General features: G+C 63.5%; 10 protein-coding genes. 1 reads left to right on the plus strand and 9 read right to left on the minus strand.

Annotation, left to right across the window (positions count from 1 at the left end):
• Both JQ632_RS02590 and JQ632_RS02595 read right to left on the minus strand, forming a co-directional pair.
• Positions 1–1998, minus strand: coding sequence for a primary-amine oxidase (locus JQ632_RS02590; RefSeq protein WP_212400705.1), 1998 nt, complete (start codon positions 1996–1998; stop codon positions 1–3).
• 15 nt (positions 1999–2013) lie between these two features.
• Entirely contained in the window at positions 2014–3210 is a 1197-nt protein-coding gene (locus JQ632_RS02595) for a serine hydrolase (RefSeq protein ID WP_212400706.1), read from the minus strand.
• 144 nt (positions 3211–3354) lie between these two features.
• On the opposite strand from JQ632_RS02595, the gene JQ632_RS02600 reads away from it, so the two are divergent.
• Positions 3355–4344: a helix-turn-helix domain-containing protein gene (locus JQ632_RS02600; protein ID WP_212400707.1), complete on the plus strand. Its 990-nt coding sequence runs from the start codon at positions 3355–3357 to the stop codon at positions 4342–4344.
• Between the two features lie 21 nt (positions 4345–4365).
• Here JQ632_RS02600 and JQ632_RS02605 read toward each other — a convergent pair whose 3' ends face one another.
• From JQ632_RS02605 to JQ632_RS02635, 7 genes are all read right to left on the minus strand, one after another.
• Positions 4366–6720 (minus strand): family 16 glycoside hydrolase, encoded by a 2355-nt coding sequence (locus tag JQ632_RS02605; protein ID WP_212400708.1) that lies wholly within the window; start codon positions 6718–6720, stop codon positions 4366–4368.
• Positions 6721–6848: 128 nt separating this feature from the next.
• Positions 6849–6986, minus strand: a complete 138-nt coding sequence (locus JQ632_RS02610) for a hypothetical protein (protein WP_212400798.1) — start codon at positions 6984–6986, stop codon at positions 6849–6851.
• A 25-nt stretch (positions 6987–7011) separates the two neighbouring features.
• Positions 7012–8286 (minus strand): MFS transporter, encoded by a 1275-nt coding sequence (locus tag JQ632_RS02615; RefSeq protein ID WP_212400793.1) that lies wholly within the window; start codon positions 8284–8286, stop codon positions 7012–7014.
• A gap of 412 nt (positions 8287–8698) precedes the next feature.
• Positions 8699–10114 carry a radical SAM/SPASM domain-containing protein gene (locus JQ632_RS40215; RefSeq protein ID WP_212400709.1) on the minus strand — a complete coding sequence of 472 codons (1416 nt, stop codon included), beginning with the start codon at positions 10112–10114 and terminating at the stop codon, positions 8699–8701.
• Positions 10111–10320 (minus strand): hypothetical protein, encoded by a 210-nt coding sequence (locus tag JQ632_RS02625; RefSeq protein WP_212400710.1) that lies wholly within the window; start codon positions 10318–10320, stop codon positions 10111–10113. Before JQ632_RS02625 ends, JQ632_RS40215 begins: the two co-directional genes overlap by 4 nt.
• Before the next feature lie 72 nt (positions 10321–10392).
• Positions 10393–11688, minus strand: a complete 1296-nt coding sequence (locus JQ632_RS02630) for a hypothetical protein (protein ID WP_212400711.1) — start codon at positions 11686–11688, stop codon at positions 10393–10395.
• 1 nt (position 11689) lies between these two features.
• Complete coding sequence (locus JQ632_RS02635) at positions 11690–13435, minus strand: hypothetical protein (RefSeq protein ID WP_212400712.1); 1746 nt, start codon at positions 13433–13435, stop codon at positions 11690–11692.
• Positions 13436–13460 lie beyond the last annotated feature (25 nt).

Below are 13460 nucleotides of genomic sequence, written 5' to 3' on the forward strand. Positions count from 1 at the left end.
TCAGCTTCCGCGACAGCATGCGCCGCCGCCGGCGTCCTCACGATCGCCCGCCCGGACGCTGCGGCTGTTGCGGTCCGGCGGGATATCGCCGGCTGCATTGGCCGCGAAGAACCCGGTCGGCTTCAGCACGAAGCCGGCATACTCGACCGGCATGATCGGAAAGTCCTCGGGCTTGCAGACATGGGTATGGCCAAAGGAGTGCCAGACCACGATGTCGGCGTTTTCGATGTTGCGGTTCTGGGCGGCGTAACGCGGCAGGCCGTCGCCGCCGGCATGGACGTTGGGATAGTCGCCGCTGGCGTATTTCTCGCTCCTGTCGAAGGCCGTGACCCAGACATGTTTGGTCGCAAAGCCGCCTCGCTTGCGCACGTAGCTGCCCTCCTGCGCCAGCATCAACGGGCTCGGGTTGACGACGAGCTTGTAGGCCGGCGCGCTGCCCACCGAGTTGGTCTGGTTGGGATTGCTGATCTTCCAGAAGCGTCCGGTCTCGCCATTGGCGATCGCCGCCGCGTCGCGCTCGCGCGACAGCACGCGCGTCGTCGTGTCGAACACGTTGCCATGGGGGTTGTCCGCCCCCCAGGGCCGCGGGACAAAATCGTGTTCGCTGACGGTATTGCCGCCGCCGTCGAGATCCATGTGCAGGCGCACGTTGAAGAAGTGCTGATGCGTGGGGCCGCCGAGATTGTCGTCGACCATGCCGCCCCATTTGTATGTCGCGCCCGGCTGCACGGCGGCGGTCTGGATGATGCCGGTGAGTTTTGTCTCGAGCTGGATCGTGCCGTCCTGGTAGAGATACCAGTAGAAGCCGTAGTCGTAGTTGCCGACGGTTGCAAAGAACGAGATGACGAGCCGGCGCGAGCGCCTGACCTCAAACAGGCCGTTGCGGAATTCGTAGTGTTTCCAGGCAATTCCGCAGTCTTCTTCATGCATGCAGATGGCGTTCTGCATGAGATAAGGCTCGCCCTTGCTGTCGGCCGCCGGCACGTCGAAATAATGGATGTTGCCGAGGCAGTCGCAGCCGAGCTCTAGCGCATTCGCGAGCATGCCGAGCCCATATTCGCCGGCATCGAACGCCGACTTCCAGAAATGGTTCGCGGTCGGGTCGGCGTAAGGCACCACCATCTCGGTGACGCTGGCGCGATGGATCAGCGAGCGCTTGCGCTCGCCGTCCTGATAGGCGAACTGATGCAGCACCAGTCCCTCGCGCGGCGTGAAGCCGACGCGAAAGCTCCACTTCTGCCAGTCGACCTTCCAGCCATCGACGCGAAAGCTCGCGCCTTCCGGCTGTTCGATGTGGAGCGGCTTGATGTCGGTGCGCGGGTTTTTGGTCTCATGCGCGCCGTAGTTCCGCTTCTTGCGCGGGATCGGCACGATCGGGTCCTCGTCGGTGAGGTCGATGACCCTGCCGCCGATGAGATCGACCACGGCAACCACGCCCTCGATCGGATGAGCGTAGCCGTTGTCCTGCGGATGTTCGCGAAAATAGCTGACAGCGCGGACGATGCGCGCGCCGCGCTCGAATTCCATGTCGAAGAAGCCCGATGAGAACGGATCGACCTGGACCAGCCCGATATCCTTGTCAGTGAGCCCGCGCCGATGCATGGCCGCACGCCAGCCGGAATCTGCTTTGACGACGGCCTCACACTTGAAGAATTCCTCGAGCATGACGGGCGGCTGGCCATAGGGCGCCTCGCGGTTCGGCACGACCTTGCGCGCCACGATCTCGCGCTGGCCGAGATCGACGATGTGCTCGACCGACTCGCCGCTCACGACCTCGAGCGTCAGCACGAAGGCGCGGCGCGGCAGGTCGACGCCGGCGGCCAGCTCCTGCTTGGTCGGCTCTTCCAGACGCACCATCGGGAAGCGGCAGTTTTCGGACGACGCGGCTGCGGCGCGCACCAGCGCGCAGGCCGCAGTGATCTCCTCGGCGGTCAGCGGATCCAGCGGATGAGGCGCCGCGCTCGCGACCCGCGGCTTGGTCCTGGTGGTATCCAGCATGATCGTCTCCGAATGTCAGCGCGGTGCAAGGAGTGCGGTGATGGCACGGAAGCCGGTGAGCCAGCGATGGTCGAGCGGCACGTCCATCGCCTTGGGTTGGGTCGCGAGCTTGACGATGACGGTGTCAGTCGCCGCATCGATGTAGAGCCACTGGCCGTGAATGCCGATCGCGGCGAGATCATTACGCGACGGATCGATCGTGTACCACTTGCTGCGGTAGCGCGCGCCCGGGAAGATGTCGGCGAGGTCGCCGTCGGCCCATGCCTGCGGATCGCCGTTCTCGTGGATGTCGTCGATCCACCAGCCCGGCACCACCTGCCTGCCCTCCACGACGCCGCGGCAGCGGATCATCTCGCCGAAGCGGATCAGGTCGCGCGCGGTGACCGAGAGGCCGCCGGCGATGCGCCCCATGCCGTGGCTGTCGAGCGTCATGGAGCCATCGTCCTCCGCCCCCATCGGCTGCCAGAGATACTCGGACAGGATGCGCGCATAGGGCTGGCCGCAGGCGCGCTCATAGACCCAGCCCAGCACTTCGGTGTTGGGCGAGACGTAGTGAAAGACTTTTCCGTGCGGTTTTCCCGTGGGCCGCAGCGTGGCCAGATAAGTCCGCTGGTGACCGGCCTCGACGCCCGGCGGCGGCACATCCCATCCGGAGGAGAAGCGGTAGCGCGCGACGTCGCCTGCGGGATCCTCATAGTCCTCCTCGAACTTGATCGCGACCGCCATGTCCAGGAGGTTGCGGACGGTGCAGGTGCCGTAGACGGAGGCTTCCAGCTCGGGGATGTATTTGACCAGCCTCGCCTCCGGGTCGATCAGGCCGCGTGCGAACAGGATGCCGCCCAGCGTTCCCGCGATCGACTTGCTGACCGAGCAGATCAGATGCGGCGTCGTCGCGCTCATGCCGTCGCCGTACCATTCATGGATCAGTGTGCCGCGATGCATGACGAGGAGCGCATCGCCAAAGGTCTCGTGCAGCGTGGCCTCCACCGTGGTCGGCTTGCCATCGGGCATCGCGAAGCCGAGCTTGGAGAGATCGCGGGGCGCGCTCGTGATCGTGGTCGGCATCGCGGAACGGCGGACCTCGGCCGTCGGCAGTACCTCCCGGACATGCGTAAAGCCCCAGCGAATGGCGGGGAATGTTCGCCAGTTGGCCCGGGTCACCTGTGCCTCTGGCGCTGCTGGGCTGCCGCGCATGATCTCGCTCGGTCGCATCGTCCCTCCTCCACGTGATGGAGCATCCAAAGTGCGCCTGACGGCTTCCCAGCGTTATCGAGATACGGCAATATTTTGCCTGAAGCGGCCTTGGTCCGGCTTGGTTCCTGCTCAGCCCTTGGCCGAAGAAATCGACGCTGTGTCATGACCTTAGGCGCCTCTCTTAGCTCTGATCCTTCACCGCAATCCGGTGCCAATCTGCTGCGCGCCAGCAGCACGGACGTGGACGAGCATTGCGAAAATCTCGGCCGCTGGCGGCTGAGCTACGACCAGATCAGCGCCGGCGCGTTCAAGGGAAGCTTCACCCAGTTGTCCCTGCCCCGCGTCGAGGTGTTCCGCGAGGTCACGAGCCAGCAGGTCCGCCAATACGGCCAGCTTGGGTCAGACAGTTTTGGCATAGGCCTGCCCTGGCAATCCCGCGGCGAGGTGAACTGCAATGGCGCGAGCGTCACAGGTGCCCAGGTGATTGCCTGCATCGATGCGGAGGTCGACATGTGCACGCCGAGGGGTTTTGAGCTCCGCGGCGTCGTGATGAGCGCTAGGCTGATCGCGCAGCTCGCGGCCGAGCTCGACATCGAGCTGCCGCGCGCAGTCTGGCACCAACTGCGCGTGATCGAGACGGATGAGGCTGCGGTTGCGCGGCTGCGCGCCCTGCTCGCGCTGATCCATGACGATCCCGCGCCTGCCGCGTATGCCGATCCGGCAAGCTGCGGCGCGCTGGAGGATGCGCTCCTCGTCGAGATCATGGACATGCTGCCGACCGCCCGGCCCTGCGATGTCGGCCGCAGTGCGGCCGCACGCAAGCGCACGGTAGCGCGGGCCTGCGAGATGATGCTGGCGCACGACGACCGACCCGTTTCAATTCTGGATGTCTGCAGGGCGGTCGGTGCCAGCCCGCGCAAGCTCGGCTATTGCTTCCAGGAGGTGCTCGGCACCAGCCCGATGCACTACTGGCGCGCCATGCGGCTGAACCGCGTGCGCAGCGACCTCAAGCGCTGCAGCGATCCGCGGGCCGGCGTCTACGACGTCGCCGCCCGGCACGGTTTTTGGCACTTCAGCCAGTTCTCGGTCGACTACAAACGGCATTTTTGCGAGCTGCCGTCGGAGACGCTACGGCGGGCACGGGCGGCATAACCGGCGCTGCGCCCACAGTCATCAAACCGTCGGAGTGCCCGCATCCGGCAGAGCTCGGATCATCACGTTTCTGAACTGGACATTGCCGGTGTGGCACTGCAAGCCGATATGGCCCTCCCGGCGACGTCCATCGTTGGCCGGAATTGCGTAGGTCGACACCAACTGTCCGTTCAGAGTCACGCTGATGGCCGCGTCGCTCGCCTCAATCTCAAAGGTATTCCATTGACCCGCGGGTTTTGACGCAATCATTGAAGACGGAGCCAGTCCATAGACGGCACCCGTCTGATGCAGAGGACTGAAGTTTTGCCCGGTGTCGACGTTGAAGCCCACGTCGTCGATCTGAATTTCGTAACCCTTGTCCGATGCCAGCTTCCAATCATTGTTGGGATCGCTGGCGTTGAGCGCAGGGAAGCGGATCAAGACGCCGGAATTGTCGGCGCGGGCGCCGGGGATGTTGGTCGTAGGATTGAAGGACAGCCAGTCGACCTTGAGCACAAAATTCCGGAAGACCTGGCGCGTATACCACAATAGGCCCAATCCGTTTGGCCGGGCCTCAAGGATCGATCCGAAGATGGTGAGAAAGTCACCGCCTCCGGACATCTGCCAACCCTCGCGGGATCCGGTAAAGAGCGGCTTGAATGCGAGATCGGGACTCGCCGTTCGGCTGCTCACAATCGCCTCGGCCGTGCGCCGGGCCAGCGTCGTTGCAGTGAGAGATGGATTGGCCGAACCGATCACGGGAAACAAGGCCGGCCCGGCGACGTAAACATTGTCAAGATGATGAAACTTGCCGAACGAATCCGTGACGGATTGACCGGGCGACCCCATCCACAACGTGCCGGCCTCGTGGTGCGTCGTACCAATCTTGTTCCGGTTGACCTTGATGTTGCGAATATCTGCCGGATTTCCTGCCACCAGCTTTGCGAGCGCTACGGCGGCATCCTCCATCTCCTGCCAGGCCCGTGTGTCGGCGTCCGAGGGATCGAGATTGACCCACGCGCGCGCCGTTCCGGTCCGGGGATCGTTCTGCATGGCGAGATTGATCCAGCTCTGCTTGGTATCGCCGGGTTGAGCGCCGGGATGACCGATCATCTGCCCGATGGCGCGTAACGTGACTGCGATCCATCCCGGGTCCTGATTGGCGCGAAGCGCATTCAACAGATCGATATCCGGAACGGCTGTGAACAGATTGGCATCGGAGGCGCCGCCCGCGCTCGCCGTGACCTGCAAGTGATATTCATGCCCGTCGCTCGTGGTTCCACGGACAAGCAGCGCAGCCATCTCCAGCTCGGTTGGCTGCGCTGGCAGGCCGGGAATCGCGGAGCGGCGGATCTGGGCGGTGATGTCGCTGCGCAGATGCGCCATCAGATTGGATCCCATGCGCTTCGTGCCCATCGCCGGAGCCTGCAAGGAGTCCAGCGCCAGGCGGGTCGACTCGATCGTGCCGGCGGCCAGCACGAAGATGCAGTTGGAAGAAATGAGAGGCTGGCGCAGGAATTGTTGCTGTCCATCCACCAGCAGCTCAACCTCGCTCACCCGGTTGCCGGACGTTGCCAGTTTGACGACCTGGGCTCGGGGCAGGATCATCAAACGCCGCCAGGCATCGATGTTGTCTCGCCAGCGCTTGCCGATATCTTCGCGGACGGCGTCGAAGAGGAGATAGGCGCTGCTGTACTTGTCGAATGGAAACAGGCCCGACTCCGGCGATTTTCCCTGAACCGCTAGCGGAGCCTCCTCGACCGATTGACCGGCGCCGACCACGCCCGCAAACCGCGCACTCAACTTGTCGAACAACGATCCGGAGATGTAATCCGTGGTGGGCTTGACGCCCATTTCGGTCTCGGTGGTCTCGTAGTTCGCCAGCAGATAGGTCACCGCATCTGCGGGCCAGGCAACCTCTCCCGCCGGTCGCGCACCGAGATCGGCCGGCGTCAGACGCGGCGCCCAGCCTCCCCAATAAAGCGATCGCCCGCCGATACAGTAGGCCATCCCGGGAAAGTCCTGGTTGCTGTGCCAGGGATGGCCCCAGACGATGTTTTGAGCCCCGGGGTCATTTCCATTGCTGTTGACCACCTGCTCGGTCGGCGCGACCAAAGCGAGCCGGGGCAAATTTTGGACATGCGTCGGGACGAGAAAGGACCCGGCATCGAGGAGAAGTACCCGAAGGCCGATTTCCCCGCTCTTCCGGTACAGCTTCTCAGCGGCGTAGCCGCCAAACATGCCGGCGCCGATGACGACGACGTCAAAAGGATCGCCTCCGTTGCTGCTGACCTCCTGCCAGTTGCTGCACGCCCAGCGACCGAGAACGTCGTACGAGAATGCCGTCTGTTGGACATTGGTGAGAACGTTCGGATCTGGATTGAGGCGAGGCAGCATGGCACGCTCCTGCAACTGTTCCAAAACAGCACGCTAGCTCGTCTCAACTGATGCGTTTATGACCGGTTTCACACAATCTGCATCACAACAAAGCCAACAGTCCGCGTAAGCAGCGCTTTCCTTTGCCCCTATGGCTGCACGTCTGCGTTCTGGTACTCCGTCTTGCACGCTGGGCCGGCGTAGTTCTTCATGCTGGCCTTTTGCTGCTCAGCACAGAGCTTGCAGGTCTGCGCATCGAAAGTCCGGCGCTCTGTATCCATCGTCATCCTGGTCTCCGCTTTTGAACGCCCCCTATCCCGCAAGCTCCTCGGCTTTGCCGGCTGGTCGTTGGATTGCCCTGTTCACTTCTTCCGGCGGCTTGATGTGGCGAAACGAGCGCAACAGCGTGATGTCGTAGGCGATCTTCAAGACGCCGCAGATCACGAGCGGCAGGCCGGAAAATGCCGTGCCAAGCATGGCACCTGCCAGCGCCGGACTGATCGCAGAAGCGAGACTGCGCGGTACCGCCGTCACACTGGCGGCCGCCGGACGCTCCTCCGGCGTAACGACTGCCATCACGTACGAGGTCCGCGTCGGAACGTCCATTTGCGAGAGCGCTGCCCGGATCGAGAGCAGAACAAGGACCCCCGCGAGATTCGGAAGACAAGCCGCGGCGATCAGGCAGAGGCTCGACGGGATATGCGTGAACACCATGGTGTTCACCAGGCCGAAGCGCCGGGAGAGCCGGGCCGCGACGGGATAGGAGAAGGCCGATAGTGTGTTCGACCAAAAGAAGAAGAGACTTGCCGTGGCGATCGACATCTCGAAGCGTTCGAAAAGCCACAGTGCGACGAGCGATTGAACGGCAAATCCGCCGGCAAACGCATCGATGCTGAAGAGGGCCGCTAGCCGGTAGACAACCCCGCGTGAAGGACCGAGAACCGACGGCGTTGACTGCCTTCGTTGCAAGGTGCCGGTCTCCGGCAGCATCCGGTAGAGGAGCGACCCGAAAAGGCCGAGCCCGGCGTAGACGAAGAACATGGCCTTCAGGGCGGCAAGGCGCGGCATATCAAGCGAGACCAGGATGTCCGGCACGGTCGCAAGCAGGGCCCCCGCGGCGGTCGACAAGCCGCCGACGAGGCTGTAACGAGCAAACACCTGGGTGCGTTGTCGATCGTCGGTGTCGCTCGCCAGCATCGCGTGTTCGAGCGGGACGAAGATGCCGATGTCTCCGGGAGAAGGATTGATCGTCCCGACAAAGGCAAGCACGACGACGAGCGGAAACGCTTCGACCATCGGAAATGCTGCGCCGGTCAGCACCATGACGAACGCGCTGACAAGCAGGAGATGGCGCAAGGCGTGACGGGCGCCTAGCCAACCGACGCCCAGCGTGAGGATGGCCGTCCCCAGCAGGGCGCCGGTCGCAACCACGCCGATCTGGAAAGGGGAATAACCCAGCTCGACGAGGTAGGCGGGAAGAATAATTGCGGCAAAACCATCGCCCAGCCCCCGCGCCGCGCGCGCCGCAAAGAGCAGCGCGACGTTCGACGGTCTCCGGACCCGCCAAGGGCCAACGCTGCCGTCCATGCCCGATTGAATTGTCATGCGCCGACCGCCTCCACCGGCGAAGGTGCCGTGCGTCTTGCGAGTGTCCGGAAACGGCGGGCGATTGCAGTCAGTTCGCCGCAAGCCGGAGCACGCCGAATCCTGCTTGAGATGCGTAACAGGCCTTTGGAGCGAGAGTGAGACTAACGGCAGACATGGCGCGTCCTTGGCAAAAATCCGGACGCGATGCTTGGGCATGCCGCCTCATGGGGAGATCGCCATCCCCAAGCCCGCGAGTTTGCCAAAGCGGGATTGCTTGTCAATCAGGAACCCGCAGGCACGAAGTCCGCGAACTTCCCCTGCCAGTCACTTCACTTTGATCGAGGCCCACGGAGTTCGTCCACGTGGCGACATGCGGGCAAATCACGGCCCCGGTCGCCAGCGAGCCGCGCTTTCAGCGGAACTGGTCGCTCTCGGAGAACGCAAATGTGTTCTCATTCATGGCGACGCCAAACTGCCAGGCGATCTTCTGCGGCAGCGCCTTGCGCCAGTACAGGCTTTGCTCGTGAAGCGATGCCGTGTCGCCCTCGAGGTGCTTCTTCGGGCATCCACCCCAGCACACCGGAAGAAACGAGCAGCGGCTGCAATTGGGCTGCCGTGTCGGATCGAACGTGTCCCACCATGGCGCGTCAGGGCCCGGTGACATCTGGCCTCCCGCCCCCACCATGGCGATCGGGCGGTTCTTTTCACCGACCTGGAGCCCGCAGCGATAGCGATGTCCGTCGGCGCCGACGACGATTGAATCATCGGCCAGCGCCGCGCAGACCGACGTCCGCGGGAGCGGGTAGAGTGAGCGGGTGGTGGTCTCGTCCAGGTTAGACTCGTTGGGAACGAGATGTCGCGCGCGCTCGCGGAGCCGCTCGAACTCGTCCTCGGACAATTTGGCCTGGCTCATAAAGCCGGATCGTTCGGAATAATCCGAGATGCGCGCGAGCTGAAAGACGCAAGCGAACGGCCGGTCGAACCAGCCGCGCTGCAAGCAGAACGCGACCAGCGGCTCCAGATCGTCGGCGTTGCCGCGGTCCGCATTGAATCTGAGGTCGACCCGGACGACGTCTAAAAGCTTGTCGACGAGTGCGACCGCCTGCTCGAACGAGGACGCCGAAGGCTCGGGCGCCCTTCCCCTGCGATACCGCCGCCGCTTGTCGTGATTGGCTTTCAGCCCGTCGAACGAGATTTGCGCCTGGCGGATGCGGTGGCGACGGATGAAGCCGGCGACATCGTCGGGCCAGCAGGTTCCGTTCGAGATCACGGAGGCGGAATAACTCACATTCAGCTCGTTGCAGAGCGACTGGAGTGCCGCCGACGCGACCTCTATGAACGCGATATTGAGCAACGGCTCTCCGCCATACCAGTCGACGTGCAGGCTGTCCTTGCCCGATGCGGCCAGCCGCTCGCGCGTCCAGTCGAGGATCGCGGGAACGTTCGCCGCGGTGAGCGTCGCCCGTGACCGTTCTTCGTAGCAATAGTAGCAGCCGAGGTTGCAGTCCTGGGTCGTCGTGAGCGTAAGGACCATCGGAGTGCGGCCGCGTGCGACCCAGTATCTCTCCCGGATCGCGGCCACCTCGTCGAAGGCCTGCTCGATCAGGAAACCTCCCCGACGCAACGAGGCGAGCAGCGGACGCGGAATGATCCGCGTCGCCACCTCGCGCGGCGGTCCGCACAGGAGCTCGGTGATCTCTCCGACATCGCTTCCGGCAAGCCGGATCGAGGCGCCACTGCCTGCGTTATAGAGGACGCTGTCGCCCTCGCCGAACGGAACGCAGAAATTGTAGCGCGAGGATCGCAGTCGGCTCCGGTGCGCCGTCACTTTTCGACGTCGATGATGGCGATGCACATGTTGGTACCGAGGCCGCAAAGGCGGGCACCGATCCGTCCGGCCTTCTTCATGTCGGGCGTGACGGTCTCGACCTGCATGACATTCAGCTTGGCGCCCGGGCGGACCTTGACCCTGACATCCTTGTCGTCGGTGGCAATCAAACTGATCTTGGGCTTCTTGGCCGGCTTACGTGCCATGGCTGATCTCCCACAGGATTGACAACCTATGGTCGCACATATTCGGCGCGCGTCAAGGCTGGCCTGCACCGCTCAGAGCTGCACGAGCGTGTCCCTGAACAAGTCGCTTTGGGGCAGCTTGTTGGTCGACAACAGCTCCGACTGGTCCTTGAGCTCGGTGACCAGCTTCTCGCGCGGCACCTCGTGCTCCTCGTGGAACACGCCCTCCAGCGTCGACATCAGAGTCTTCAACCGCCCCGACCCCGAGCTCGCGGATTTCTTCTTGAAGAGACCCCAAAGCTTTTTCGGCGTCGCGTTCCAGCTTCCGTGATGACCGACCTTGTAGAGATCGACACTCTGCAGCAGCGCCTTGTACTTGTCGTTCGTTCCATCGAGCGCGAAAAGCCAGTTCTCCAGCTGAGCGTCGCCGGGAAACAGGAATTTCTTGGCTCCGGCTTCGAACACCAGGATCACGCTGGTGTTGTTCATGACCTTGTCGAGCATCGTGACGATCGAGAGCAGTTGCTCGGACTGCGCCAGCCGGGCGTGATAGATGAGCCATCGCGCCTCGACCGGATAGTTCGGTCCCGTGCTTGCAACGTGACGCGGAAACAGCACCTTGCCCTTGCCTTTGGATGTCGCCGACGAGGCCCCTGCGCGCATGGCGCGGGCCTGAAAGCTCCAATACTCGTCCGAGGTCTTGGCGTAGGATTTGATCTTCTTGAACTGATCGACGGTGGGCGGACCGAGAACGTGAACCTTGACGCCCGGCAATAGCTGATCGAGACCCGATTTCGTACCGGAGAAAACGTAGACCGGTTCCTGCTGTCCCATCGTCATCAGGTTCTTCACCGCGTCGAGATTCTTGACGTTGTCTTCGCCGATGAAGGTGAGCCGGTCCCTCATCTCCCTGGGGAGTTGGCCGCGTCGGGCGGCATCGACGACGCGGGCGGCGATTTCGTGGATGTCGGACAGCGCCGCGACACGCTGCTTGGCGCCGGCGCCAAATCGTTTCAGTGCCGGCGCTTTCGCGTCCTGCGCCAGTCCCGGCTCCTCCGTCCATGGCTGGACCACGACCATCGGCTTCATGCCGCGGATGATGTCGCCGGTCCCCTTGCCGTTGCTGCTGCGTTGAAACCCCGAGATGTGGTCCTGGTGCCGATGGGTGGCAACGACTGCGAACGGGTCGTTGCCGACGGTCTCCTTGATGTTGTTTGCGATCCGAAGCATGTGGCCCTTCGGGGCGCCCGGAGGCAAGGCCTTGGTGCCGAAGTCGATCAGCACATGCCGCTTCTTGCTGCCGTCGTAGTTGAAGCTCAGCAGGAAGCAGTCGCCGAAGCCGACCTGGTAGGTCCGGATGTTGAGGCTGTTCGGAGCCGATGCTGGCATGTCACTCACTCCGCTCCGCTCTCGCCATGCGCGCGCGGTGGAGACGCGCGAGGCGCAGCCCGCCCTCCTGGTCGCCATCGAGAGCGCCGCTTTCCCACAGGTATTTCAATCGCGCCGTCTGGCGCTTCGCGTCCTCGATGCGGTTTGCGATCTTGTATTTGAGCTGGCCATACTCGTTGAAGATGAGCGCGCCGCCGCCAAAGATGCGGATGCGCATCGTCGGCGGAAGATCGGGCGGCGGCGTGATCTTCAGGGCGGCCTTGAGCTCCCTCGCCTGCAAGGTCATGATCTGCACGTATTCGGCAACGGTCTCGCGCAGCGTAAAACCGTCCGGCCCGATCCGAATGCTCGGGCGTACCGACTGCACCTCGACATAGCCCCTGTCGTCGATGTCGAGCGCCTTGCGGTTCTCCCAGATGAAGCGGAAGACCTCCTCCTTGTCGCGGAGCATGGAATCGAAGTGGGTTCGCGCGTAGACGAGCTCGCCGTCGAACTGCTTCCAGAGGCCGTCGGCATCGGCGCCGATCGCGTGCCTGATGCCAAAATTGTTGAAGTGCCTCAGCAAGGCGGCGCGATAACGATATTTGTCGTCGGGCACCACCTCCCGGTCGACGGTGAGCAGCGCCGACAAATAGTCCGCGAATGTGATGTCGGTCGGCGGACAATAGTCGAGTGCGCGAATGGTCATGGTCAGGAGATGGCCGGCGGCGCGCGCCCCCTCCTCGACCACCAGGCTGCGGTCCCGCTTGCCAGGCGAGACGAAGCCGATCTTGGCGAGGCGCGACATCCAGATTTCCAGGAATGCATTCATCATCGCGGCCACCAGCAGCTCGCCGCGATCGTGCTCCTCGCTGAACTCCGGCATCGACATGTAGGGGCGACCGGGCCTGAGCTTCACCGATCGCCGCAGCGCGCTTTCACGTCCTTTCGACAGGCCCACCCCCATCTCCTCGGCGAGACCGAGCAGGACGGACTGCTTCAGTGCATCGGCAGTGAGATGCGCCTTGGAGATCATCCGTCCGCGCGGCGTGCTGCGATCCAGCAATTGCCCGATGAGATCGGGAAGCGAAAAGATCGACAGCAGCGCGATGATGTCGGCAAACCCTTCGTGGAAGGCCGCCTGATCGGGCGAGGACGGCTCCAGATATCGGGAGCGGATTCCGTCGAGGATCGCATGCGTGGTCTCATGGGCAACGATATCGTGCGAAAGGCAGGTAAAGATCGTCCGGTTCGACGGCCCCGTGAAATAGCCGAAGAAGATGCCGCGATGCTCGCGGGAATAGAACGCGTTGGCGTCGGCGAAAGCGTGCGGGGCGACGTGGATCTGATGGCCCTGGCTGCCCCAGGGCACCCGGCGTCCCAGGGCGAATTCGAACTGCGCGAGCGTCCGCATCACGATGGCATAGACGTTCTGGGCGTGAAACGTGGGGTCGGACACGAGCCTGCGGTCGTACCGCTTCGGGCGCTTGCGCGGCGTACCGTCTGCCTTCTTCAAGGCGAACGCATCCTCGTACTGCCCGTTCTTGGCGCGCTTGAGCACGGCCGGTCTGTAAAGCGTGCTGGTCGCCGTATCGAAATCGATGACGTTGACGCGGTAGCCCCGCGGCCCGGCCAGCAGCTCCTCGGCGGGCACGTCGACCTCGGACACGAGGATCTTGCCGCCGATCTTGACCGACGGGTCCTGCGCGATGATCGTGAGCTTCTGTGTGTTGACCAGGCTGTGTCGCGAACCGCGCACGTTACGCATGCTCCTCCCCCAGACCTTGGGAAAG

This window comes from Bradyrhizobium liaoningense (assembly GCF_018130955.1).
In the GTDB taxonomy this organism is placed as follows: Bacteria; Pseudomonadota; Alphaproteobacteria; order Rhizobiales; family Xanthobacteraceae; genus Bradyrhizobium; species Bradyrhizobium liaoningense_C.